19 protein-coding genes and 1 tRNA gene are annotated in these 23,975 nt (G+C 59.3%); 15 read left to right on the forward strand and 5 right to left on the reverse strand.

From position 1 onward, the window contains the following. The first annotated feature begins 292 nt into the window (after positions 1–292). Positions 293–1,624: an isocitrate lyase gene (gene aceA, locus J2W49_RS03805; RefSeq protein WP_310311715.1), complete on the forward strand. Its 1,332-nt coding sequence runs from the start codon at positions 293–295 to the stop codon at positions 1,622–1,624. 89 nt (positions 1,625–1,713) lie between these two features. Here aceA and J2W49_RS03810 read toward each other — a convergent pair whose 3' ends face one another. Further along, entirely contained in the window at positions 1,714–2,226 is a 513-nt protein-coding gene (locus J2W49_RS03810) for a pyridoxamine 5'-phosphate oxidase family protein (protein WP_310311716.1), read from the reverse strand. 313 nt (positions 2,227–2,539) lie between these two features. On the opposite strand from J2W49_RS03810, the gene thrS reads away from it, so the two are divergent. From thrS to J2W49_RS03855, 9 genes are all read left to right on the forward strand, one after another. Next, on the forward strand, positions 2,540–4,447 hold the full coding sequence (thrS, locus tag J2W49_RS03815) for a threonine--tRNA ligase (protein ID WP_310311718.1): 1,908 nt from the start codon (positions 2,540–2,542) through the stop codon (positions 4,445–4,447). A gap of 109 nt (positions 4,448–4,556) precedes the next feature. Continuing rightward, positions 4,557–5,162, forward strand: coding sequence for a translation initiation factor IF-3 (gene infC, locus J2W49_RS03820; protein WP_310312175.1), 606 nt, complete (start codon positions 4,557–4,559; stop codon positions 5,160–5,162). A gap of 172 nt (positions 5,163–5,334) precedes the next feature. After that, positions 5,335–5,538: a 50S ribosomal protein L35 gene (gene rpmI / locus J2W49_RS03825; protein WP_066151481.1), complete on the forward strand. Its 204-nt coding sequence runs from the start codon at positions 5,335–5,337 to the stop codon at positions 5,536–5,538. 24 nt (positions 5,539–5,562) lie between these two features. After that, complete coding sequence (gene rplT / locus J2W49_RS03830; protein WP_056274988.1) at positions 5,563–5,922, forward strand: 50S ribosomal protein L20; 360 nt, start codon at positions 5,563–5,565, stop codon at positions 5,920–5,922. A gap of 116 nt (positions 5,923–6,038) precedes the next feature. Beyond that, entirely contained in the window at positions 6,039–7,121 is a 1,083-nt protein-coding gene (locus J2W49_RS03835; RefSeq protein WP_310311724.1) for a phenylalanine--tRNA ligase subunit alpha, read from the forward strand. A gap of 122 nt (positions 7,122–7,243) precedes the next feature. Continuing rightward, complete coding sequence (gene pheT / locus J2W49_RS03840) at positions 7,244–9,679, forward strand: phenylalanine--tRNA ligase subunit beta (protein WP_310311726.1); 2,436 nt, start codon at positions 7,244–7,246, stop codon at positions 9,677–9,679. Between the two features lie 31 nt (positions 9,680–9,710). Continuing rightward, positions 9,711–10,037 (forward strand): integration host factor subunit alpha, encoded by a 327-nt coding sequence (locus tag J2W49_RS03845; protein ID WP_310311728.1) that lies wholly within the window; start codon positions 9,711–9,713, stop codon positions 10,035–10,037. Positions 10,038–10,232: 195 nt separating this feature from the next. Next, the gene (locus tag J2W49_RS03850) at positions 10,233–10,706 is read left to right on the forward strand and encodes a MerR family transcriptional regulator (RefSeq protein WP_310311730.1); all 474 of its coding nucleotides are present in this window, start codon (positions 10,233–10,235) and stop codon (positions 10,704–10,706) included. A 35-nt stretch (positions 10,707–10,741) separates the two neighbouring features. After that, positions 10,742–10,818, forward strand: a tRNA-Pro gene (locus J2W49_RS03855). 57 nt (positions 10,819–10,875) lie between these two features. On the opposite strand, the gene J2W49_RS03860 is transcribed toward J2W49_RS03855, so the two are convergent. The 3 genes from J2W49_RS03860 to J2W49_RS03870 are packed head-to-tail and all read right to left on the reverse strand — an operon-like array spanning position 10,876 to position 15,632. Next, positions 10,876–12,411, reverse strand: a complete 1,536-nt coding sequence (locus J2W49_RS03860) for a SpoVR family protein (protein ID WP_310311732.1) — start codon at positions 12,409–12,411, stop codon at positions 10,876–10,878. After that, on the reverse strand, positions 12,408–13,697 hold the full coding sequence (locus J2W49_RS03865; protein ID WP_310311733.1) for a YeaH/YhbH family protein: 1,290 nt from the start codon (positions 13,695–13,697) through the stop codon (positions 12,408–12,410). The genes J2W49_RS03860 and J2W49_RS03865 overlap by 4 nt, the downstream gene beginning before the upstream one ends. A 12-nt stretch (positions 13,698–13,709) precedes the next feature. Further along, a complete protein-coding gene (locus J2W49_RS03870) occupies positions 13,710–15,632 on the reverse strand; it encodes a PrkA family serine protein kinase (protein ID WP_310311735.1) in 1,923 nt (640 codons plus the stop codon). 344 nt (positions 15,633–15,976) lie between these two features. Here J2W49_RS03870 and J2W49_RS03875 point away from each other — a divergent pair, with 344 nt between their 5' ends. Then, entirely contained in the window at positions 15,977–16,648 is a 672-nt protein-coding gene (locus J2W49_RS03875; RefSeq protein ID WP_310311737.1) for a class I SAM-dependent methyltransferase, read from the forward strand. A gap of 89 nt (positions 16,649–16,737) precedes the next feature. Here the strand turns inward: J2W49_RS03875 and J2W49_RS03880 are convergent, their stop codons facing one another. Beyond that, complete coding sequence (locus tag J2W49_RS03880) at positions 16,738–17,313, reverse strand: C40 family peptidase (RefSeq protein ID WP_310312187.1); 576 nt, start codon at positions 17,311–17,313, stop codon at positions 16,738–16,740. Positions 17,314–17,570: 257 nt separating this feature from the next. Here J2W49_RS03880 and J2W49_RS03885 point away from each other — a divergent pair, with 257 nt between their 5' ends. The 4 genes from J2W49_RS03885 to J2W49_RS03900 all read left to right on the forward strand — a co-directional run bounded on the left by J2W49_RS03885 (position 17,571) and on the right by J2W49_RS03900 (position 23,963). Continuing rightward, positions 17,571–18,176: an isochorismatase family protein gene (locus J2W49_RS03885; protein ID WP_310311738.1), complete on the forward strand. Its 606-nt coding sequence runs from the start codon at positions 17,571–17,573 to the stop codon at positions 18,174–18,176. 189 nt (positions 18,177–18,365) lie between these two features. Beyond that, on the forward strand, positions 18,366–20,279 hold the full coding sequence (locus tag J2W49_RS03890) for a propionate--CoA ligase (protein WP_310311739.1): 1,914 nt from the start codon (positions 18,366–18,368) through the stop codon (positions 20,277–20,279). 170 nt (positions 20,280–20,449) lie between these two features. Beyond that, on the forward strand, positions 20,450–20,824 hold the full coding sequence (locus tag J2W49_RS03895) for an ArsR/SmtB family transcription factor (protein ID WP_310312190.1): 375 nt from the start codon (positions 20,450–20,452) through the stop codon (positions 20,822–20,824). A gap of 247 nt (positions 20,825–21,071) precedes the next feature. Next, positions 21,072–23,963, forward strand: coding sequence for a 2-oxoglutarate dehydrogenase E1 component (locus J2W49_RS03900; RefSeq protein ID WP_310311741.1), 2,892 nt, complete (start codon positions 21,072–21,074; stop codon positions 23,961–23,963). The last annotated feature ends 12 nt before the right edge of the window (positions 23,964–23,975 follow it).

Here is a 23,975-nt window from a genome sequence, read left to right on the forward strand (position 1 = left end):
AGAACAGGTCTGCGGCTGATGGAAGGTTGCCGAATTCCGTAATAAGAAAAATTGGTTTTTCAATATGAAATTTGAAAATGGTGCAGCGCAGAATATTTTCTTGATATGAGAGAAAAGATTTTGTAATGAGGAATCATGTCAAAAGACCATTGAATTAAAAGCAAAAAATATATGTCTTGTATAAGATACAAGAGCTGTACAAAGTCTTCTATAAGACTTAAAGTTGTCGCATCGGGATCGCTTTAGCAGAGCGGTCAGTCGACCCTCCCACCTCAACCTCACGGAGCACTCCATGCCTCAATCCTTCAACGAGCAACTGAGCCGCGCACAGCAAATCGAAGCCCTGGAAAAAGACTGGGCGACCAACCCCCGCTGGAAAGGCGTCAAGCGCGGCTACTCTGCAGCCGACGTGGTGCGCCTGCGCGGCAGCATGCAAATCGAGCACACCCTGGCCAAGCGTGGTGCCGAAAAGCTGTGGGACAAGGTCAATGGCGGCGCCAAGAAGGGCTATGTGAACGCCTTCGGCGCGATTTCTGCCGGTCAGGCCATGCAGCAGGCCAAGGCCGGCCTGGAGGCGGTGTACCTGTCGGGCTGGCAGGTGGCCGCCGACGGCAACACCAGCGAGACCATGTACCCCGACCAGTCGCTGTATGCCTACGACTCGGTGCCCACCATGGTCCGCCGCATCAACAACACCTTCAAGCGCGCCGACGAAATCCAGTGGGGCCGTGGCATCGAGCCAGGCAGTCCGGAATTCATCGACTACTTCCTGCCCATCGTGGCCGATGCTGAAGCCGGCTTCGGCGGCGTGCTCAACGCCTTTGAGTTGATGAAGAACATGATCGCCGCCGGCGCTGCCGGCGTGCACTTCGAAGACCAACTGGCCGCCGTGAAGAAATGCGGCCACATGGGAGGCAAGGTGCTCGTGCCCACGCAGGAAGCCTGCGAAAAGCTGATCGCCGCGCGCTTTGCTGCTGACGTGATGGGTGTGTCCACCATCGTGCTGGCCCGCACCGATGCTGAAGCCGCCAACCTGATCACCAGCGACCACGACGCCAACGACAAACCCTTCCTCACCGGCGAGCGCACGCAGGAAGGCTTCTACCGCGTCAAGAACGGCCTGGAGCAAGCCATCAGCCGTGGCATCGCCTATGCACCTTACGCCGACCTGGTGTGGTGCGAGACCGGCGTGCCCGATATCGGTTTCGCCCGCGAGTTCGCCCAGGCCGTGCAGGCTGCATGCCCCGGCAAGCTGCTGTCGTACAACTGCTCGCCTTCCTTCAACTGGAAGAAGAACCTCAACGACAAGCAGATCGCCTCGTTCCAGGAAGACCTGGCCGCACTGGGCTACAAGTACCAGTTCATCACGCTGGCCGGCATTCACATCAACTGGTTCAACACCTTCCAGTTTGCCCATGCCTACGCCCGAGGTGAAGGCATGAAGCACTACACGGAGATGGTGCAGGAACCCGAGTTCGCCGCGCGCGAGAAGGGCTACACCTTCGTTTCCCACCAGCAGGAAGTCGGTGCCGGCTACTTCGATGACGTCACCACCGTGATTCAGGGCGGCTCTTCTTCAGTCAAGGCGCTCACAGGATCGACGGAAGAAGAACAGTTCCACTGATCAAACAAGTCCGCAGAGGTTAGAGGAAGACAAAACGCCACCCTGCGGGGTGGCGTTCCTGTTGGAGCGAAGGAAAAGAAGTGCCGCACTCACGAACCTCTCAAGCTCGTTTCCCCTGACTCGCCGAGCTCCGGCTCTTTGCCCGTGATCGCAGCTTTGGCCATGACCAACAGCTGTGTCAACTTGTTCTCTTTGACGTCCCAGTAATGCGCATGCTGCACTGTCACCGCCACCAAGGCCAGGTCCGGGTCTTCAGGCCCGGAGAACCACGCATCGGCGGCTTTGCTCCACAAAGCGCGGGCCTGCTCGACATCATTGACAAGCTTCGCGGTGCCTGAGACCGAGACGTAGGTATCGTCATCTGGCTCTGCGTAGCTCACATTGATGATGGGATCCGCGACAAGGTCCTCAACAGGGCCGCTTGAACGTGACATAAAAAACCACAGCTTGCCGTCATCAAAATTATTGTTCTGGGTGGTCATGGGCCGCGAATGCAGGTGACCCGTATGTTCACCCCCATGATGTTTTGTGGTGAACATGCCGAATTTGATGTCCTTGATCATCTTCCAGAGATCGCTGGGGCTTTTGGTAGTGGATGTCATTGTCTGCCTTTCAGAAAGTACATGTGTTTGGCTGGCAATTGGCGTTCCTGGCCATTTCCGCCATCGGGGCTGTCGCGCGATCCAGCGTCTTGTACAAAGTCGACCGCCTGCAAGCTCGCGGCGACCGGTTTTTTGTGGGAAAATTTCGGCTCTTCGAATCAGCAAGAGCGAGAAAGGCAATCTGGTTATGACACCGCGAACTCAGGAGAGCACCTTCAAGGCCGCCTAAGGCCTGCAGTTCGCGCCTGCCCGATTTCTTTCGTACCCACACCAGCGCGGCCCCTGCCGCGCTTTTTTGTTTTCTGGACTCCCCATGTTGCACATCACGCTCCCCGACGGTTCCCAACGCGAATTCCCCGGCCCGGTCACGGTTGCCGAAGTGGCGGCCTCCATCGGCTCCGGTCTGGCCAAGGCTGCGCTGGCCGGCAAGATTGACGGCAAAGTGGTCGACACCAGTTTTCTCATCACGCAGGACAGTCCGCTGTCCATCGTCACCGCGAAGGATCCTGACGGTCTGGAGGTGATCCGGCACTCCACCGCCCACCTGTTGGCTTATGCGGTCAAGGAACTGTTCCCTGATGCCCAAGTGACCATCGGCCCCGTGATCGAGCACGGCTTCTTTTACGATTTCTCGTACAAGCGTCCCTTCACGCCAGAAGATCTGGTGGCGATCGAGAAACGCATGACGGAGCTGGCAGCGAAAGACGAGCCCGTGATGCGCCGCGTGCTGCCGCGTGATGAGGCGGTCGCGTATTTCAAGGGCATGGGCGAGCACTACAAGGCCGAAATCATCGCCAGCATCCCGAGCAACGAAGATGTGTCGCTGTACCGCGAAGGCGCGTTTGAAGACCTGTGCCGCGGCCCCCATGTGCCCAGCACGGGCAAGCTCAAGCACTTCAAGCTCATGAAGGTGGCCGGCGCCTACTGGCGCGGCGACCATCGCAATGAAATGTTGCAGCGCATCTATGGCACGGCCTGGGCCACCAAGGACGAGTTGCAACAGCACCTGACCATGATTGAAGAGGCCGAGAAGCGCGACCATCGCAAGTTGGGCCGCGAACTCGACCTGTTTCACTTGGATGAGCACGCCCCCGGGCTGGTGTTCTGGCATCCCAAGGGATGGACGCTGTGGCAAGAGGTGGAGCAGTACATGCGCCGCGTCTACCGCGACAACGGCTACCAGGAGGTCAAGGGCCCGCAGATCATCGACAAGTCGCTGTGGGAGAAGACTGGCCATTGGGACAAGTACCGCGATGCCATGTTCACGACCGAGAGCGAAAAGCGCGACTATGCCTTGAAGCCCATGAACTGCCCCGGTCACATCCTGATCTACAAGCAGGGCATCAAGAGCTACCGGGATTTGCCGCTGCGGTACGGTGAGTTTGGCCAATGCCACCGCAACGAACCCAGTGGCGGCCTGCACGGCATCATGCGAGTGCGCGGGTTCACGCAGGACGATGGCCATATTTTCTGCACCGAAGAGCAGATCCTGCCCGAATGCCTGGCCTACACCACGCTGCTGCAAAAGGTGTATGCCGATTTCGGCTTCAAGAACATCATCTACAAGGTAGCGACCAGGCCGGACGCTCGCATTGGCTCCGACGAGGTCTGGGACAAGGCCGAACACGCGCTGATGGAAAGCCTGCGTGCTTCCGGGTGCGAGTTCGAGATCGCGCCGGGCGATGGGGCTTTTTACGGACCGAAGATCGAGTACACGCTGAAGGATGCCATCGGTCGGCAGTGGCAATGCGGCACCATGCAGGTGGATTTCTCCATGCCGGAGCGCCTGGATGCCGAGTACGTGGGCGAAGACGGTGCGCGTCACCGGCCTGTGATGCTTCATCGCGCCATCGTGGGTAGCCTGGAACGGTTCATCGGCATCCTGATCGAGGAACACGCGGGCGCGCTGCCGACTTGGCTGGCTCCGGTGCAGGTGGCGGTGCTCAATATCACCGATGCACAGGCCGAATACTGTCGTGAAATCGCCAAAGCGTTGCAAAATCAAGGGCTTAGGGTGGTGACCGACCTGCGCAACGAGAAAATCACGTATAAAATACGGGAGCACGCGTTGCAAAAGCTGCCTTTTATCCTGGTCGTGGGCGACAAGGAAAAAGAAGCTGGCGCCGTGGCTGTGCGGGCTCGGGGTAACAAAGACCTCGGTGTCATGCCGCTGGAAGCCTTTTCCAAACTCATTGCGGCAGACGTTTCATCCAAAGTTTGATATCAAACACTCCGGTTGATGCCCCCGCTGCTGCGGCACTCTGCGTGTGCATGAAGGCGACCAGAATGGTCGCCACTTACATTGTTTTGCCCACATAAAGGATTTCGCCATAGCTACCAACTTTCGCGACCGCCGCCAACGTGAAGAGCGCGCGCACAGATTGAACCGTGAAATCATGGCTCCCGAGGTTCGCCTCAACGGACCCGAGAATGAACCACTGGGAATCGTCAGTCTGCAAGAAGCGCTGCGCATGGCCGGTGAACTGGATGTGGACTTGGTCGAAATTGCGGCCACGGCCATCCCTCCGGTGTGTCGTCTGATGGACTACGGCAAGTTCAAGTACCAGGAGCAAAAGAAGGCCGCCGAGGCGAAAGCTAAACAAACGGTCATCGAGATCAAGGAAGTCAAGTTCCGGCCAGGTACCGACGATGGCGACTACAACATCAAGATGCGCAACATCCGTCGCTTCTTGGACGATGGCGACAAATGCAAGATCACGCTGCGCTTTCGGGGCCGCGAGATCACGCACCAGGAACTGGGCTTGGCCTTGCTGAACCGGATTCGTGATGAGCTGGCGGACTCCATTGTGGTGGAGCAGTTTCCCAAGCTCGAAGGGCGCCAGATGATCATGATGATCGCGCCCGGGCGCAAGAAGGCCGGCGGGGGAGCGGCAAAGGCAGCAGCAGAGCCGGTGGCAGAGAAACCGGCGGCTTGATGAAGAAGAGATTGGGCGGGCAGGGTAGTCTCCTGCTGGCCTGAGGTGCCGGCCGTAAGGCCGGTTACCGAATGGGAAGGCCGAAAGGGTTTCCTCAAAAAGTGGCTCGGGGCCAACAAGTCCGCGGAAGGTTCGCGGCGCCTCACGAGCACAAATGAAAAGGAGCATGCATATGCCCAAAATGAAGACCAAGAGCAGCGCGAAGAAGCGTTTTCGCGTTCGTCCCGGTGGCACCGTCAAGCGCGGTCAAGCCTTCAAACGTCACATCCTGACCAAGAAGACCACCAAGAACAAGCGCCACTTGCGTGGAGCAGTCACTGTGCATGAGACCAATATGGGTCACATGGCGCAGATGCTGCCCGGCATGGGTATTTGATCACCGACGAACAGGAGAACACACATGCCTCGCGTCAAACGTGGTGTCACGGCTCGCGCCCGACACAAAAAAGTACTGGCTCTGGCCAAAGGTTTCCGCGGCCGTCGCGGTAACGTCTTCCGCATCGCCAAACAGGCGGTGATGAAGGCTGGGCAATATGCCTACCGTGATCGCCGTACCAAGAAGCGCGTCTTCCGTCAGTTGTGGATTGCCCGTATCAATGCCGGTGCTCGCGCATGCGGCCTGACCTACAGCCAATTCGCCAACGGTCTGAAGAAGGCTTCGATCGAAATCGACCGCAAGGTGCTGGCCGATCTGGCCGTGAACGATCCGGCTGCCTTCGGCAGCATCGTGGAGCAAGTCAAAGCCAAGCTGGCCGCTTGATTCACGGCAGGGATGCACTCCGGTGCTCCCCGGTCGCTCAAAGGGGTTGAGGCTTGAGGGAAATTCCCTCGGTGGCTTCAGCCCCTTTTTTGTTTGCATCGATTTCAAGTACACACATGAACGAGTTGGACGCACTGGTTGACAATGCCCGCACAGGGTTTGCGCAAGCCATCACACCTGCCGAACTGGAAAACGTCAAGGCCCAGTACCTGGGAAAGACCGGCCGCATCACCGAGTTGATGAAGGGCATGGCCGCCCTTTCGGTGGAGGAAAAAAAGACCCGTGGTGCCGCGATCAACCTGGCCAAGCAGGCCATCGAGGCAGCTCTGACCGAGCGCCGCCGGGCACTGGCCGACGCAGAGCTGCATGTCCAGCTCAAAGCTGAGGCTCTGGATGTGACCTTGCCAGGGCGCCAGCGCGGGCAGGGCGGTTTGCACCCGGTGAGCCTTACCCTGGAGCGCATCGAGGCGATCTTCGGCTCCATGGGTTTCGAGGTCGCAGAGGGTCCAGAGATCGAGTCCGACTGGTTCAACTTCACCGCGCTCAACACGCCTGAAGATCACCCGGCTCGTTCCATGCACGACACCTTCTATGTGGAGGGTGGGAGCGAAAAAGCGCCCAACCTGCTGCGGACGCACACCAGTCCGATGCAGATTCGCCATGCCGTGCAGCACGTCAAACGCTACAAAGCTCAGTGGGAGGCCGGGCAGGATTCGCCGTCGGGCCGTGGGGGCTCTTTTTCCATGCCAGAGATTCGTGTCATCGCTCCGGGTCGCACCTATCGAGTGGACAGCGATGCCACGCACTCACCGATGTTCCACCAATGTGAGGGCCTGTGGATTGGCGAGAACGTCAGCTTCAAGGATCTGAAGTTTGTCTTTACCGATTTCTGCCGCACTTTCTTCGAATCGGAAGATCTTGTGCTGCGTTTTCGGCCTAGTTTTTTCCCCTTCACCGAGCCCAGTGCGGAAATTGACATTCAGTTTCAGGAGGGACCACTGGCGGGTCGCTGGCTGGAAGTGGCGGGCTCAGGGCAGGTGCACCCTAACGTGGTGCGCAACATGGGCCTGGATCCCGAGCGCTATATCGGCTTTGCCTTTGGCATGGGGCCTGACCGCCTGACCATGCTGCGCTACGGCGTGAACGACCTGCGCCTGTTCTTCGATGGCGACGTGCGCTTCCTCAGTCAGTTCCGATAACGCATGTTCATCCCCGCGCCGTTTGGCGTCATCCCTTCGATGGGTCACCAGCAGCCAGTCCATGCCGGGACTGCTGCAAGCCGAACCCACGCCTTTGCTGTGCTTACGTACTGAGTCGCTTCATGCAATTTCCCGAATCCTGGCTTCGTGCCTTCTGCAACCCGCCCCTGACCAGTCAACAACTGGCCGACACCCTGACCATGGCCGGCCTGGAAGTGGAAGAACTGCAACCGGTGGCACCGCCTTTTTCCCATATCGTTGTGGGCGAGATCAAGTCGGCCGAGCAACATCCCAATGCCGATCGCCTGCGCGTGTGCCAAGTGGACGTGGGGCAGGGCAGCCTGCTCAACATCGTGTGTGGCGCACCGAATGCGCGCGTGGGTATCAAAGTGCCTTGCGCATTGGTGGGCGCCGAGTTGCCACCGGGCGACGACGGCAAGCCGTTCGTGATCAAGCTGGGGCAACTGCGCGGCGTCGAAAGTCAGGGCATGCTGTGCTCTGCCCGTGAACTCAAGCTGAGCGAAGACCACGGCGGTTTATTGGAGTTGCCTGCCGATGCGTTGGTGGGCCGCAGCATCCGTGAGCAGCTGCAGCTGGATGACATGCTGTTCACTCTCAAGCTCACACCCAATCTTGCGCACTGCCTGAGCGTCTACGGCATCGCGCGCGAAGTGTCCGCACTCACGGGCACGCCGTTGACAGAGCCCGCATTCCCGGCCGTTGCCGTGTCCCTGCAGGACCGGCTGCCTGTGTCGGTGAAAGCGCCTGACCTCTGCGGCCGCTTCACCGGGCGCATCGTGCGGGGTGTCAATACCCGCGCCGCCACGCCCGCCTGGATGGTCGATCGCCTGGTGCGTTGTGGTCAGCGCAGCGTTTCCCCGCTCGTGGACATTTCCAACTACGTCATGTTCGAGCTGGGTCGTCCCTCGCACATCTTTGACCTCGACAAGATCCACGGCAGCCTGCAGGTGCGCTGGGGTCGCGAGGGTGAGACGCTCAAGCTGCTCAACGGCAACACCGTGTCGGTGGATGCTCAGGTCGGCGTCATTGCTGACGATCAATCCGTGGAGTCGCTGGCCGGCATCATGGGCGGCGACTCGACCGCGGTGTCCGACGACACACAGAACATCTACATCGAGGCGGCCTTTTGGTGGCCCAAGTCGATTGCCGGGCGTTCGCGCCGCTACAACTTCTCCACCGATGCCGGTCACCGGTTCGAGCGCGGCGTCGACCCCTCGACCACCGTCGAGCACGTTGAGCGCATCACGCAACTGGTGCTCGATATTTGCGGCGGACAGGTGGGGCCGATCGATGACCATGTGGTCAACATGCCGGTGTCCCAGCCTGTGACCCTGCGTGTGGCTCGTGCAGTCAAAGTGATTGGCATGCCGCTCACGCAAACGCAGTGCGTGGATGCCTTGCGCCGCCTGGGACTGGCACTCGAAGAGGGCGACGGGACCATCACGGTCACGCCGCCTGCTCATCGTTTCGACATCCAGATCGAGGAGGACCTGATCGAGGAGGTGGCGCGCGTGGTGGGCTACAACGCGTTGCCCGACACGCCGCCGCTGGCACCGATCACAGCCAAAATTCGGCCGGAGACCAAGCGTGGTCCCTTCGCTGTCCGCCGACTGTTGGCCCAGCTCGGGTATCAGGAGACCATCAATTTCAGCTTCGTGGAAGAGCGCTGGGAGCGCGAACTGGCTGGCAACGCCGATCCGATCCGCCTGCTCAACCCCATTGCCAGCCAGATGAGCGTCATGCGTTCATCGCTGATCGGCAGCCTGGTCTCGGTGCTCAAGTTCAACCTCGATCGCCGTGCAGAACGCGTTCGCCTGTTCGAAGTTGGCCGCGTGTTTCGAAAAGACACATCAGTTGTTGACAGCGACACGAGCGTGGCGGGATTTGACCAGCCGATGCATGTCGCAGGCCTTGCTTTTGGCTCAGTCGAGGCCTTGCAGTGGGGCGTGCCAGAACGCGTGGTCGATTTCTTCGACGCAAAGGGAGACGTTCAGGCACTGCTCGCGCCTTGGACGCCTGAATTTCGCGTCTGCGAACACCCTGCTTTGCATCCAGGCAGGAGCGCGGCCATTTGGTTGAACGAACAATGCATTGGCCACGTGGGAGAGCTGCACCCTCGGTGGCGTCAGGCGTACGAGCTGCCGCTTGCGCCTGTCCTGTTCGAACTGGATCTGAATGCAGTGCTCGCCAGACAGGTTCCCGCCTATCTGCCTGTGAGTCGCTATCAATCGGTCCAGCGTGATCTGGCCATCGTGGTCAAGGAAAGCGTGACGCATGCTGCCATCATGGAAGCCATACATGCGGCCCAAAGTCCCTGGTTGCACGACGCTTTGCTTTTTGACGTGTACCGCCCCAAAAAACAGTCGGCAGCAGAGGGTTCGATGCCGGCAGGGCTGGCCGAAGACGAAAAAAGCCTAGCGGTGCGACTGGTGCTCAAGCGCGACGACGCTACACTGACCGACGAGGCGATTGAAGCCAATGTGAAATCGGTGCTGGACTCGCTACAGAGGCGGGTGGCGGCGCGACTTCGCGCATGATTGACGGATCGAGAGGATGGAGGAGTCCCGCATGGAGCTAGCTGTTGAAAGTCTGGAAACACCCGCACTGACCAAAGCCCAGTTGGCAGAGATGCTGTTCGACCAGATAGGTCTGAATAAGCGCGAGTCAAAAGACATGATTGACGCATTTTTCGATCTGGTGACAGACAGTCTGGTGGATGGCAATGACGTCAAGATCTCCGGTTTCGGCAATTTCCAGATCCGAACCAAGGCGGCTCGTCCTGGGCGCAATCCACGCACGGGGGAGCCGGTGAACATCGATGCACGCAGAGTCGTCACATTTCACGCCAGCCCCAAACTCAAGGAACAGGTGCAAACTGCTGTCATTGGCGGCTAGCCCAACAACGCCGAACGATTTCGACCGTAGTGGGCTCTGCGCGGGTCTGTCTACCCAAAAAATGCGGTTGGTTGCATTGAAAAGTCGGCAGAGCATGCCGTTTGCAACACTTTTGGGACATTTTTGCCAGCCTCTGCACACGATGGGCTGTGTTAGAGTAAATTTCAAGGTTCGGTCCGTACCGCCTTGATTTTCATGGAAAAAACGCTCCCATCCATTCCAGCCAAACGCTATTTCACCATTGGCGAAGTGGGGGATCTGTGCGGAGTCAAGCCACACGTTCTCAGGTATTGGGAGCAGGAGTTCACGCAGCTGCGCCCGATGAAGCGACGAGGCAACCGCCGCTATTACCAGCACCATGAGGTGCTCATGATTCGCCGCATCCGAGAACTCCTGTACGACCAGGGATTTACCATCAGCGGCGCTCGTAACAAATTACAGGAGATTGTGCAGGCTGAGCGGGAGCAGCGGCGTCACGATGAAAGTGCGCCCATCGAAGTCATCGAGCTGACGGTCAATGGCGGGAGTGAAAGCGATGATCCGGTCATGCCTGCTCAACTTCATAACCAACTGGAATCGGGGGCAAAAAACGGCGCGAGCTTTTCACTCGTTCACGAGGTGCGCAGAGAGTTGCTTGAAATTCGCGAACTCCTGAGGCACCAAGTCTGAAACCCGAGTATTGCAAGCTATAATTTGAGGCTTGTCGGCGTGTAGCGCAGCCTGGTAGCGCACTTGCATGGGGTGCAAGGGGTCGCGAGTTCGAATCCCGCCACGCCGACCAACTACTGAAAGCCCGGAATCGCAAGGTTCCGGGCTTTTTCGTTTCTGGACCAGGCGGTCAGTGGTGATGCGTTGGTGCGGGCACCTGCCAACTCCGGCGCACGACACCGCTGCTGTCCACACTTTCCAAGTGCACGTCGAATCCCCACAGACGTGCCACGTGTTTGAGGACTTCATCGGTGGCCTCGTTCATGGGTATGCCATTGCGCTGGGTGTGGCGCAGTGTCAAGGCACGGTCCCCGCGGACATTGACGTTCCAGACCTGAATATCGGGTTCTCTGCTGCCGATGTCGTACTGGTGCGACAGCGATTCGCGCAGCGCACGGTAGCCACTGTCGTCATGAATGGCCGACACTTCGAGCTCGGGCGCCTTCTCATCGTCATGAATCGCGAACAGACGGAAGTCCCGCATCACTTTGGGGCTGAGAAACTGGCCGACGAAGCTTTCGTCCTTGTAATTGCGCATGGCATGGTCCAGTGTCTTGAGCCAGTCGCTGCCAGCAATGTCGGGAAACCACCGACGGTCTTCTTCGGTGGGGTTCTCGCAGATGCGGCGCAGGTCGGTGAACATGGCGAAGCCGAGCGCGTAGGGATTGATGCCGCTGTAAGCGCGGTGACCCACGGGCGGTTGGAAGATCACACTGGTGTGTGAACTCAGCCATTCCATCATGAAACCATCGGCCAAGAGGCCCCGGTCGTACATGGTGTTGAGCAAGGTGTAGTGCCAGAAGGTGGCCCAGCCTTCATTCATGACCTGTGTCTGGCGCTGGGGATAAAAGTACTGGGCGACCTTTCTCACGATGCGCACCACCTCACGTTGCCAGGGTTCGAGCAGGGCGGCATTCTTCTCAATGAAATAGAGAATGTTCTCCTGTGGCTCTTCAGGGAAGCGCCGCGACGTGCTGGCTTCTGTGCCTTGGCCCTCGCGGCGTGGGAGGGTTCTCCAGAGGTCATTCACCTGCTGCTGAAGGTGCCTCTCTCGCTCTTCGCGCTGCGCGCCTTCTTGTGCCAGCGAGCGCTTCTGGGGCCGCCGGTACCGGTCGACGCCATGATCCATCAAGGCGTGACAGGAGTCGAGGATCTCTTCGACGGCCTCCATGCCGTGGCGTTCCTCGCATTCGGCGATGTAGTGGCGTGCATAGACCAGGTAGTCAATGATGGAAGAGGCATCGGTCCACATGCGAAAGAGGTAGTTGCCCTTGAAAAAGCTGTTGTGCCCGTAGGCCGCATGGGCAATCACAAGCGCCTGCATGGCCATCGTGTTTTCCTCCATCAGATAGGCAATGCAGGGGTCGGAATTGATGACGATTTCATAGGCCAGGCCCATGTGGCCGCGCCGGTAGTTCTTCTCTGTGGTGATGAACTGTTTGCCATACGACCAGTGCCGGTACAGCATGGGCATGCCGACGCTGGAATAGGCGTCCATCATCTGTTCGGCCGTGATCACCTCCAGCTGGTTCGGATAGACGTCCAGGCCGAAGCTGCGCGCGGTTTTTGCGATCTCGGCATGGTAGGTCTCGATCAGGTCGAAAGTCCAGTCCGATGGGCTGGGCAAGGGCTGGGTGGCACGAGGTTCAGACAGCGCTTGTGTCATGTGGCGACCTCTCTCTTCTTGAACAGATCGCGGAACACCGGGTAGATGTCCTCAGGGGCTGCCACCTTGCGCATCGCGAAGTTGCGGCGACTCTCCAGCAGCTGGGTGTATTCCTGCCAGAGGTTTTGTTCGGGATCGGCCACCTGCACATAGGCGAAATAGCGAACCAGCGGGAGAATCCGGTCAGACAGCAGCTCGCGACAACGACCACTGTCCTGGTGCCAGTTGTCGCCATCGCTGGCCTGCGCGCCATAGATGTTCCATTCTCCGCTGGGGTAGCGTGCGCGGATGATTTCATCCATGAGCAGCAACACGCTGGAGACCACGGTGCCTCCCGTTTCGGTGGCGCGGAAGAACTCCTCTTCGTTGACTTCCTGTGCCTGGGTGTGATGGCGCAGAAACACCAGATCGATTTTTTCGTAGTGCTTGGTGAGGAACAGATAGAGCAACATGAAGAAACGCTTGGACATGTCCTTGCGTGGCTCGTCCATCGACCCTGAGACGTCCATCAAGCAGAACATCACCGCCTTGGCGCTGGGAATGGGCGTCTTCACCCGGTTGCGGTAGCGCAGGTCGATGGGGTCGATGAAGGGCACGTGGCGCACGTTCTTGCGCAGCGCCTCAATCGCTTCTTCGGTTTCGAGAATTTCATTCAGCAGGGCTTGCGTCTTGGGTTCGTGTTTCTGCAGGTGCAGCAGGTGGGCTTCCAGCCGATGCAGTTCCTTGCGCGGTTCGCCGCCCAATGCGATCCGGCGGGCCAGCGCCCCCCGCATGGAGCGCACCACATGCAGGTTGTTGGGTGTGCCATCGCTGCTGAACCCCGCGCGATGGGTTTTCCATTCCGGCACTTCGGCCAGTTGCGTGCGGATCAGGTGGGGCAATGCCAGGTCATCAAAGAAGGCCCGCATGAACTCCTCGCGCGTGAGGCGAAACACGAAATCGTCTTCGCCGGTGCCGCTGTCGCTGGGGTCACCCTGTCCGCTGCCCGAGCCAGACCCGCCGGGTGGTCGTGCAATGCGGTCTCCGCGCAGGTAGTCCCGGTTGCCCGGGTGCACGAACTCGCGGTCGCCACCTCGGGCATGTCCGAAGGAGGGTTCAGACACATCCCGACGGGGCAAGGCCACGTCTTCGCCTTGCTCCAGTTCGCGGATGTTGCGGCCGCTGACAGCTTTTCGCACCGCTTCCTGAATCTGCCCGCGGTAACGACGCAGAAAACGCTCCCGGTTGCCGATCGACTTGTTTTTGCCGGACAACCTGCGATCAATGATCTGCTGAAAGATGGCCACGCGAACTCGCTCCTATGAACTCTTTCTAACCCGCAGGTACCACTCGCACAACAAACGTACCTGCTTGGCCGTGTAGCCTTTTTCGACCATGCGGCTCACAAAATCTTCGTGCTTCTTCTGCTCGTCGGCGCTGCTCTTGGTATTGAAGCTGATCACAGGCAGCAGTTCTTCGGTGTTCGAGAACATCTTTTTTTCGATCACGGTACGCAGCTTCTCGTAGCTGGTCCAGGTCGGGTTGTTGCCCGCGTTGCCAGCCCGAGCACGCAGCACGAAGTTGACAATTTCGTTGCGGAAATCTTTCGGGTTGGCGATGCCGGCGGGTTTCTCGATTTTTTCCAGCTCACTGTTCAAGGAGGAGCGGTCAAACACCTCACCGGTATCGACGTCGCGGTACTCCTGATCCTGGATCCAGTAATCTGCGTAGGTGACGTAGCGGTCGAAGATGTTCTGGCCGTACTCGCTGTAGCTTTCCAGGTAAGCCGTCTGGATTTCCTTGCCGATGAATTCCGCGTAGCGGGGTGCCAGCAGTTCCTTGATGTAGCTGATGTACTTCTGCTCGGTTTCTGCAGGGAACTGTTCGCGTTCGATCTGTTGTTCCAGCACATACATCAGGTGCACCGGATTGGCGGCCACTTCCGCGCTGTCGAAGTTGAAGACTTTGGAAATGATCTTGAATGCGAAGCGGGTCGAAACGCCACTCATGCCTTCGTCCACACCCGCGTAGTCGCGGTACTCCTGCAGCGATTTTGCCTTAGGGTCGGTGTCCTTGAGGTTCTCGCCGTCGTAGATCTGCATCTTGCTGTAGATGCTGGAGTTCTCGGGCTCTTTCAGCCGCGTGAGCACCGAGAGTTGGGCCATCATGCGCATGGTTCCGGGTGCGCACGGTGCCTGGGCCAGCGACGAGTTGCGCACCAGCTTTTCGTAGATCTTGACCTCTTCGGAAACTCGCAGGCAGTACGGCACCTTGACGATGTAGATGCGGTCGAGGAACGCCTCGTTGTTTTTGTTGTTGCGGAAGGCCTTCCATTCGCTCTCGTTGCTGTGGGCCAGCACGACGCCATCAAAAGGAATGGCGCCGAAGCCCTCGGTTCCCTTGAAGTTGCCCTCCTGGGTGGCCGTGAGCAGGGGATGCAGCACCTTGATTGGCGCCTTGAACATCTCGACGAACTCCAACAAGCCCTGGTTTGCCAGGCACAGCCCGCCGGAATAGGAATAGGCGTCGGGGTCGTCCTGCGCAAAGGTCTCCAGCTTGCGGATGTCGACTTTGCCGACCAGGGAGGAGATGTCCTGGTTGTTCTCGTCGCCCGGTTCGGTCTTCGCCACCGCTATCTGCCTCAGGACAGACGGATAGCGCTTGACCACCTTGAACTTGCGGATGTCTCCGCCGTATTCCTCCAGCCGCTTCACCGCCCAGGGTGAAAGAATGCGGTTGAGGTAGCGCCTGGGAATGCCGTATTCCTTTTCCAGAATCTCACCGTCCTCCGCAGCGTCAAACAGCCCTAGAGGCGTCTCGTTGACGGGTGAGCCCTGGATGGCATAGAACGGCACATGTTCGACGAGCTGCTTCAGGCGCTCTGCGATGGAACTCTTGCCGCCGCCAACTGGACCCAGAAGGTAGAGGATCTGTTTCTTTTCCTCCAGGCCCTGGGCAGCGTGCCGGAAGTAGGAAACCACCTGCTCGATGGCTTCCTCCATGCCGTAGAACTCCTTGAACGCCGGGTAGATCTTGATGACCTTGTTGGCGAAAATGCGCGAAAGTCGTGGGTCGTTGCGCGTGTCGACCATTTGCGGATCGCCGATGGCCTTGAGCATGCGTTCCGCAGCACTGGCGTAGGCCACGGGGTCACGTTTGCACAAGTCAAGGTATTCCTGCAGCGAGATCACCTCTTCCCGCGTGCGCTCATACCGGGCGGCGAAATTGCTCATCACGTCCATACTGTCACCTCCATAGAGTCAACAAGACTTCAGGTCGGCATTGGGCTCGGCACCCAGAATGCCCATTGAACGCCGCACCCTTGCTGTGCGTGTTCAACAAAAAATACCACCACTTTCATCCGCACCACCAGCATAGAGCAAAGATCAGGCCTGTGCGCGCTGTTGCTATTCTGAACTGAGCCTCTGTGTCAAAGTTCCAAATATGAGGGGCAAACAGCGGCGTTTTCTTGCTCTTCGCAAGGACCTCGGGAAGCCCGTACTTTCTTGACAATTTCTGATTGGTGCGTCGCCTTGCGTGGTGCTCCCTTGAGGGCTATGCTGAACGCCGAAAGGGATGTCATGCCATGACCAAGCGGACCAGTGTCGCAACGCGCCATCACCCACCCAAAGTGGATGCCGCCCTTGAGCAGTATCGGCTGCGCGCACATGGGTACGACGCTGAACTGGCACCGTTTGAACCCCTGCGCCTGGACGCTATCAAGAGGTTGCAGCTGCAGGGCGGAGAGACGGTTCTGGATGTGGGTTGTGGCACCGGTTTGAGCTTTGAACCCCTGAAAGCTGCCCTGGGCGAGCGGGGGAAAATTATTGGTATCGAGCTGTGCCCTCAAATGCTCGGCAAGGCCAGGGACCGCGTCAAAGCCCATGGCTGGAAAGGTGTGAGACTGGTCAACGGGACCGCTGATATGGCCCCATTGAACGGTCAAGCCGATGCGGCGATTTTTCACTTCACGCACGACATTCTTCAGCAGCCCGAAGCCATCGACCACATCACTCGCCACCTCAAGCCTGGCGCAAAGGTGGTGGCAACTGGCTTGCAATGGGCCGCTCCATGGGCCTGGCCGGTCAATCTGTTTGTGTGGGGTGCAGCGATGTACTCGGTGACCACCATGGGCGGCCTGGACAGGCCCTGGTCCACCCTTGCCACCTATCTTGAGGAGTTGGAGGTGCACAGCACCTGGATGGGCAGCATTTTTGTGGCGACCGGTACGTGGAGAGGGCGCCCATCAAAGGCTTGATGGGCCCGGTCCCCGATGTGGCTGGAAATCGCACTCCTCATCAAAGGCGAGCAGGGGGGATCCCTGCAAAAACTTGAAGCAGAAACAGCTCAGCGCATTGTGCTGGCCCCTGGCTCAAGGGTGTGAGCATCCAACAGGACACGACGCGCGCCATTGAAGCGCTTGTTCCAGTAAGAGAGGCTCATGTCTTCCATCCGCACATGCGCACCGGCGCGAGGAGAATGGATGAACCGGCCTTCGCCCACATAAATGCCGACATGGCTGAAGGCGCGTCGCATGGTGTTGAAGAAAACCAGATCGCCAGGCTTGAGGTCGTTGCGGTCGATTTCCTGCGTTGCTGCCGCTTGCTCGTGTGATTGGCGGGGCAGCAGCTTGCCGGCAGATTGCTCATAAACCGCACGCACGAAGCCGCTGCAGTCGAAGCCCGTGTCATAGCTGTTGCCACCCCACTTGTAGGGCACTCCCAAAAATGCCATGGCGTTGATGACCAGGCCAGAGGCTTGGTCTGATACCGAAATCCGGGCTTGCTGCAATTGGTCGCCGAGGCGCGTCATCAGGCCTTTGTCCGCCAGCAATGCATCCATATCACTGTAAGTCTCCTGAGCTGGCGCCGCATGCGCTGCGGCTGACAGCATCAACAGGAGCGCGGGGATGCAACGGATCATGCCGGCGAGGGTATCGGTGTTGAATTGCGAAGTCAAGCGAAGAAAGGTCTTCAAGCAATTGATTCTGTTGCATTTTCCGATGCATGGTGAGATTGCTTGCGCCGACGGTATCTGTTTTTCCTGTGCGCCCCGGTCAAGGTGTCGGGCTGATGGTGAGAGCAGCTCACCAGGGCCAGCGCTGCCCCCAGGTGCACCACCCGACGAACCGCTCAGCGAGAATGCGGTTCCCGCAAGACAGAATTGATCAAAGGAATTGCATGTTGTTGGATGCTGAAGACTCTCAGCTGGTGCTCGTGGATTACCAGGAACGCCTGTTGCCAGCTTTGTCGGATGGCGCGCAGGCGCTGGCCAATGCCGTCCGTCTGGCCCGCATGGCTCAAATGTTGGAGGTACCGGTGCTGGGTACCGAACAGAGCCCCGGAAAACTCGGGCCGAACGCACCCGAGCTTCGTTCACTGTGCCTGAGAACCCTGCAGAAGACGTCTTTTGGCGCAGCGTCTGATGGCTTGGCCGACTGGCTGCGCCCGGTGGTGAAACAGCAGGGTGGCAACGCGCGAAGCCTTCCAAAACACCTGCAGAAGCCTGCCGCCGCAGCGCCGCAGGGTCGTCAGACGATTGTGATTGCAGGCTGTGAGGCGCATGTGTGTCTGCTTCAGACAGCGCTGGAGCTGATCGAACAGGAATTTGATGTGTGGGTGGTCACCGACGCTTGTGCGTCCCGCACGGAGCGCAACCGTGATGCAGCGTTTGACCGCCTCGCCGGTGCTGGCGCGGAACTGGTGACGACGGAAATGGTGGCATTCGAATGGCTACGTGGCGCGGACCACCCTTTGTTCCGCGAAGTTCAGGCGCTGATCAAGTAATTTTTTAAGTAGGGTGGGGTGGCTGATGGCAGTGTCAGCCTGTCGCAAGCCGTGTACTCATAATTATGAATTCAGATTGAGCCATTGATGACCCGCAGCGGGCTGTGGCCGCGTCGCGAGCGATGTCACCGGATTGTTCCGGGTGCGCAAAGGATGGCTTCATCCGAACTCTGAAACTGGAGACTTTTTATGCACGCTTCCGTCGGCTACGCCGAATTCCATCGCCGCTCCATCGAAGACCGCGACGCATTCTGGGGCGAGCAGGCCGCCTTGGTGGACTGGCACAAGCCTTTCGACCGCGTCTGCAACTACGACAATCCGCCGTTTGCACGATGGTTTGAAGGCGGTTTGATCAATCTATGCCACAACGCGGTGGATCGTCATCTGAAAGACCGTGCGGATCAGAACGCGCTGATTTTTGTGTCGACCGAAACCGACACCGAGCGCACCTACAGTTTCCGGCAACTGCACGCCGAAGTGCAGCGCATGGCCGCCATCCTCCGCGCCGAAGGTGTGAAGAAGGGGGATCGCGTGCTCATCTACATGCCGATGATTCCGGAAGCCGCATTTGCCATGCTCGCCTGCGCGCGCATCGGGGCCATTCACTCTGTGGTGTTTGGTGGCTTTGCGAGCCACTCGCTGGCGAGCCGGATCGAGGATGCAACGCCGGTGACCATCGTCAGCGCAGACGCCGGCTCCCGCAATGGCAAGGTGGTGCCTTACAAACCGCTGCTCGACGAGGCCATCGCACTTTCCGTGCACAAGCCCACCTCTGTGCTGATGGTGGATCGTGGGCTGGCACCGTTCACATCGGTCCCTGGGCGTGATGTGGACTATGCGAGTGCGCGGCAGCTTCATCTGGACGCGAGGGTGGATTGTGAATGGGTTGACGCCACCCACCCGAGCTACACCCTCTACACCAGTGGCACCACCGGCAAACCCAAGGGTGTGCAGCGGGACACGGGAGGTTATGCCGTCGCCCTGGCCGCGTCCATGAAACACATCTACATGGGTGAATCGGGCGAAACCTATTTCTCCACCAGCGACATCGGGTGGGTGGTCGGTCACAGCTACATCATTTATGGCCCCTTGATTGCAGGCATGGCCACTATCATGTACGAAGGTCTGCCCATCCGGCCGGATGCAGGCATCTGGTGGAGCCTTGTGGAGAAATACAAGGTCTCGGTGATGTTCAGCGCGCCCACTGCCGTGCGCGTACTGAAGAAATACGATGCCGCGCTGATCGCCAAACACGATCTTTCAAGCCTGAAGGCCTTGTTTCTGGCGGGCGAGCCGCTGGACGAACCGACCGCCAAATGGATCTCCGAAGCGCTGGGCAAACCCATCATTGACAACTACTGGCAGACCGAAACCGGCTGGCCCATTCTGTCGATCTGCAACGGTGTTGAGAAGGCGCCCACAAAGTTCGGCTCGCCGGGCAAGGCGGTGTATGGATACAACGTGAAGCTGCTCGACGATCAAACCGGTGAAGAGCTCGTGGGCGGCAACCAGAAGGGCGTGGTGGCCATTGAGGGTCCGCTGCCGCCAGGGTGCATGCAGACGGTCTGGCAGGACGATGAGCGGTTTGTCAAAACCTATTGGTCCAGCGTCCCGGGTCGCATGGTCTACAGCACCTTTGACTGGGGCATTCGTGATGATGAAGGTTACTACTTCATCCTCGGACGAACCGACGACGTGATCAACGTGGCAGGGCATCGCCTGGGGACCAGGGAAATCGAAGAAAGCATTTCCAGTCACCCGCGGATCGCTGAAGTGGCTGTGGTGGGCGTGGCTGATCAGCTGAAGGGGCAGGTCGCAATGGCATTTGCCGTGGTTCGGGACGCGAGCCTGTTGACCGACGAGGCGGCAAAGCTGAAGCTGGAAGGCGAGGTCATGAGGCTGGTGGACGAGCAATTGGGCGCGGTGGCGCGTCCGTCCAGGGTGCAGTTTGTGAGCCTGCTGCCCAAGACCCGCAGCGGCAAGATGCTGCGCAGAGCCATACAGGCGGTGTGCGAGGGCAGGGATCCGGGCGACCTCACCACCATGGACGACCCGTCGGCGCTGCAACAGATCAAGGATCTGTTGGCTAAAACGGTAACGTGATCGCGACGGGCGGTCTTGCAACCGTCCGTGCTGCAGCTGGCGGGGGTTGACGGGAGCGCCGGCTGAACGCCGTGCGTCAGGGGGCCCGCCCCGACTCCTGCACACCCCTTGGACGGCAGCCTGTGTAATCAGTATGATCCATGCTTATATTCACAAAGGTGATGCCTGCCATGGAACAGATGATCGAAACTGGCGCCAATGTCGAGAAAGCCCGCGTGTTCGAGCTGGCTGCGGAGTTGTTCGGTGTGCTCGCCACACCCATGCGGCTTCGCGTGCTCAGTGCGTTGTGCGACAAGGAAAAATCGGTGTCCCAGCTGCTTCAGGAAATCGACACCACGCAGCCCAATCTTTCCCAGCATTTGAACCTGCTCTACCGGGCCGGCGTGCTTGCCAAGCGCAAGGAGGGCACGCAGGTGATCTACCGGGTTCAGAGCGAAAAGGCGGTCACGCTGTGCCGAACCGTGTGCACCCAGATCGCGATCGAGATGGACGAACCCAGCTCTGTTCCCGCTTCCCAGCGGCTTTCGCCAAGAGTGGTTTCCTGAGCCAACCAATGGGCCGCGCGGCCGGGTTTGTGTTGCAGGTCGCACGACAAAAAGGTTGATTTCCTTCCGCATGCCGGCCCCAAAGACCAGTTTTTCTCCCTGATCTCTTGTTGCGGTGGCACAATCGCCGATTGCAGTCAGGTCCTTCCACAGTCACTGTCGCATCCGCCAAACGGTTCAGCCGTGTCGCGGAAGGTTTTTCTAACCAGCTAATGTTTCCCCAAGGGAAACGGAGGTCAGCGGATTCATGAGCGATACCCAATCGAATGGGGGCAACGTCTATGTTGCCTACAACAACAACTCCTACCTGTTTGGCGGCAATGCCCCTTACGTAGAGGAGATGTACGAAAACTACCTGGAAAATCCCGGTAGCGTGACCGAAAACTGGCGCAGCTACTTCGACGCGCTCCAGAATGTCCCCGCAGTCGACGGCACCAATGCCCGCGACGTGCCGCACCTTCCTGTCGTCAATGCCTTCGCAGAGCGTGCCAAGCAGGGTGGCACCAAGGTGGTCATTGCCGCTGGTGCCGACTCCGACCTGGGTCGCAAGCGCGTCGCCGTACAGCAACTGATCGCCGCCTATCGCAACGTGGGTGCCCGCTGGGCCGATCTCGACCCCCTCAAGCGCACTGAGCGCGACCACATTCCCGAGCTGGACCCGTCGTTTTACGGGTTTGCCGACGCCGACTTCGAGACGGTGTTCAACACCAGCAACACATTTTTCGGCAAGGAAGTCATGTCCTTGCGCGATCTGCTCAACGCCCTTCGCGAGACCTATTGCGGCTCCATCGGCGCAGAGTACATGTACATCACCGACCAGAACCAGAAGCGCTGGTGGCAGGAAAAACTGGAGTCCATCCGTTCCAAGCCTTCATTTGATGCGGAGCACAAGAAGCACATCCTGGATCGATTGACCGCTGCTGAAGGTCTCGAGCGCTTCCTGCACACCAAGTATGTGGGGCAGAAGCGCTTTTCTCTGGAAGGCGGAGAGAGTTTCATCGCCTCCATGGACGAGCTGATCCGCTCGGGTGGCGTCGCAGGCTTGCAGGAAATCGTGATCGGCATGGCCCACCGCGGCCGACTGAACGTGCTGGTGAACACCCTGGGCAAGATGCCCAAGGATCTGTTTGCAGAATTCGACCACACCGCACCTGAAGACCTGCCCGCTGGTGACGTCAAGTACCACCAGGGTTTCAGCTCCGATGTGTCGACCCCTGGCGGCCCGGTGCACCTCACACTGGCATTCAACCCCTCCCACCTCGAAATCGTCAACCCGGTCGTCGAAGGCTCGGTGCGCGCCCGCATGGACCGCCGCGGTGATCCCTTGGGCAAACAGGTCCTCCCCGTGCTGGTGCACGGCGATGCCGCATTTGCTGGCCAGGGCGTGGTCATGGAAACCCTGGCACTGGCCGAAACCCGTGGCTATTCCACCGGCGGCACCGTGCACTTGGTGATCAATAACCAGATCGGCTTCACCACCTCCGACCCCCGCGACAGCCGCTCCACGTTGTACTGCTCGGACATCGTCAAGATGATCGAGGCGCCGGTGCTGCACGTCAACGGCGACGACCCGGAAGCCGTGGTGCTGGCCACCCGCCTCGCGCTGGAGTTCCGCCTCACCTTCCAGAAGGATGTGGTGGTCGACATTGTCTGTTTCCGCAAGCTAGGGCACAACGAACAAGACACCCCCAGCCTGACCCAGCCACTGATGTACAAGAAGATTGCGGCCCACCCCGGCACCCGCAAGCTCTACGCAGACAAGCTCGCTGCGCAGGGCATGGGCGAGACGCTGGGTGATGACATGGTCAAGGCCTACCGCGCCGCGCTCGACGCAGGCCGGCACACCGTGGACCCCGTGCTTACCAACTTCAAAAGCAAGTACGCGGTGGACTGGTCCCCGTTTCTGGGCAAGAAATGGACCGACGCCGCCGACACAGCCATTCCCCTGGCCGAGTGGAAGCGCCTGGCCGATCGCCTCACCGCGGTGCCCGACAGCATCAACCCGCATCAACTGGTGAAGAAGGTGTATGCCGACCGCGCAGCCATGGGTCGTGGCGACATTCCGGTGGACTGGGGCATGGGCGAGCACATGGCCTTTGCCTCGCTGGTGGCCAGCGGCTTCCCGGTGCGCTTGTCGGGTGAAGACTGCGGCCGCGGCACTTTCACTCACCGCCACGCGGTCATCCACGACCAAAACCGCGAGAAGTACAACGAAGGCACCTACATCCCCCTGCAGAACGTGGCCGACAACCAGGCGCCGTTCGTGGTGATCGACTCGATCCTGTCGGAAGAGGCGGTGCTGGGTTTTGAGTACGGCTATGCGTCGAACGACCCGAACACGCTGGTGATCTGGGAAGCTCAGTTCGGCGACTTCGCCAATGGCGCGCAGGTCGTGATCGACCAGTTCATCGCTTCCGGCGAAGTGAAATGGGGCCGTGTCAACGGCATCACGCTCATGCTGCCGCATGGCTACGAAGGCCAGGGTCCGGAACACAGTTCGGCACGCGTGGAGCGCTTCATGCAGTTGGCTGCTGACACCAACATGCAGGTCGTGCAGCCCACCACGGCCAGCCAGATCTTTCATGTGCTGCGCCGCCAAATGGTTCGCAACCTGCGCAAACCGCTGATCATCTTCACGCCGAAATCCTTGCTGCGCAACAAGGACGCCACTTCGCCACTGTCCGAGTTCACCAAGGGCAGCTTCCAGACTGTGATTCCTGAGCAGGATGCAGCGGTGATCAAGAAGGCCGACAAGGTCAAGCGCATCATCTGCTGCTCGGGCAAGGTGTATTACGACCTGATGAAGAAGCGCGAGGAAAAGGGTGCGGATGACGTGGTGATCCTGCGTGTCGAGCAGTTGTACCCGTTCCCTCACAAGGTGTTTGGCGCGGAAATCCGCAAATACCCCAACGCCACCGACATCGTCTGGTGCCAGGACGAACCCCAGAACCAGGGTGCCTGGTTCTTCGTGCAGCACTACATCCACGAGAACATGCTCGAAGGCCAGAAGCTCGGTTATGCCGGTCGGGTGGCATCGGCCTCGCCGGCGGTGGGGTATGCCCATCTCCACCAGGAGCAGCAGAAGACGCTGATTGAAGCGGCATTCAGCAAGCTCAAGGGCTTCATCCTCACGAAATGATCTGTGGCAGGG

Origin of the sequence: Hydrogenophaga palleronii (assembly GCF_031457455.1) — a bacterium.
In the GTDB taxonomy this organism is placed as follows: domain Bacteria; phylum Pseudomonadota; class Gammaproteobacteria; order Burkholderiales; family Burkholderiaceae_C; genus Hydrogenophaga; species Hydrogenophaga palleronii_A.

Bases quoted from the DNA above. Each gene is read 5' to 3' on its own strand.
- J2W49_RS03835 (WP_310311724.1), top strand. From the start codon at position 6,039: ATGAACGAGTTGGACGCACTGGTTGACAATGCCCGCACAGGGTTTGCG.
- J2W49_RS03850 (WP_310311730.1), top strand. From the start codon at position 10,233: ATGGAAAAAACGCTCCCATCCATTCCAGCCAAACGCTATTTCACCATT.
- J2W49_RS03860 (WP_310311732.1), bottom strand. From the start codon at position 12,411: ATGACACAAGCGCTGTCTGAACCTCGTGCCACCCAGCCCTTGCCCAGC.
- J2W49_RS03880 (WP_310312187.1), bottom strand. From the start codon at position 17,313: ATGATCCGTTGCATCCCCGCGCTCCTGTTGATGCTGTCAGCCGCAGCG.
- J2W49_RS03875 (WP_310311737.1), top strand. From the start codon at position 15,977: ATGACCAAGCGGACCAGTGTCGCAACGCGCCATCACCCACCCAAAGTG.
- J2W49_RS03890 (WP_310311739.1), top strand. From the start codon at position 18,366: ATGCACGCTTCCGTCGGCTACGCCGAATTCCATCGCCGCTCCATCGAA.
- J2W49_RS03900 (WP_310311741.1), top strand. From the start codon at position 21,072: ATGAGCGATACCCAATCGAATGGGGGCAACGTCTATGTTGCCTACAAC.
- rpmI (WP_066151481.1), top strand. From the start codon at position 5,335: ATGCCCAAAATGAAGACCAAGAGCAGCGCGAAGAAGCGTTTTCGCGTT.
- J2W49_RS03870 (WP_310311735.1), bottom strand. From the start codon at position 15,632: ATGGACGTGATGAGCAATTTCGCCGCCCGGTATGAGCGCACGCGGGAA.
- J2W49_RS03895 (WP_310312190.1), top strand. From the start codon at position 20,450: ATGGAACAGATGATCGAAACTGGCGCCAATGTCGAGAAAGCCCGCGTG.
- pheT (WP_310311726.1), top strand. From the start codon at position 7,244: ATGCAATTTCCCGAATCCTGGCTTCGTGCCTTCTGCAACCCGCCCCTG.
- J2W49_RS03885 (WP_310311738.1), top strand. From the start codon at position 17,571: ATGTTGTTGGATGCTGAAGACTCTCAGCTGGTGCTCGTGGATTACCAG.
- rplT (WP_056274988.1), top strand. From the start codon at position 5,563: ATGCCTCGCGTCAAACGTGGTGTCACGGCTCGCGCCCGACACAAAAAA.
- aceA (WP_310311715.1), top strand. From the start codon at position 293: ATGCCTCAATCCTTCAACGAGCAACTGAGCCGCGCACAGCAAATCGAA.
- J2W49_RS03810 (WP_310311716.1), bottom strand. From the start codon at position 2,226: ATGACATCCACTACCAAAAGCCCCAGCGATCTCTGGAAGATGATCAAG.
- J2W49_RS03845 (WP_310311728.1), top strand. From the start codon at position 9,711: ATGGAGCTAGCTGTTGAAAGTCTGGAAACACCCGCACTGACCAAAGCC.
- thrS (WP_310311718.1), top strand. From the start codon at position 2,540: ATGTTGCACATCACGCTCCCCGACGGTTCCCAACGCGAATTCCCCGGC.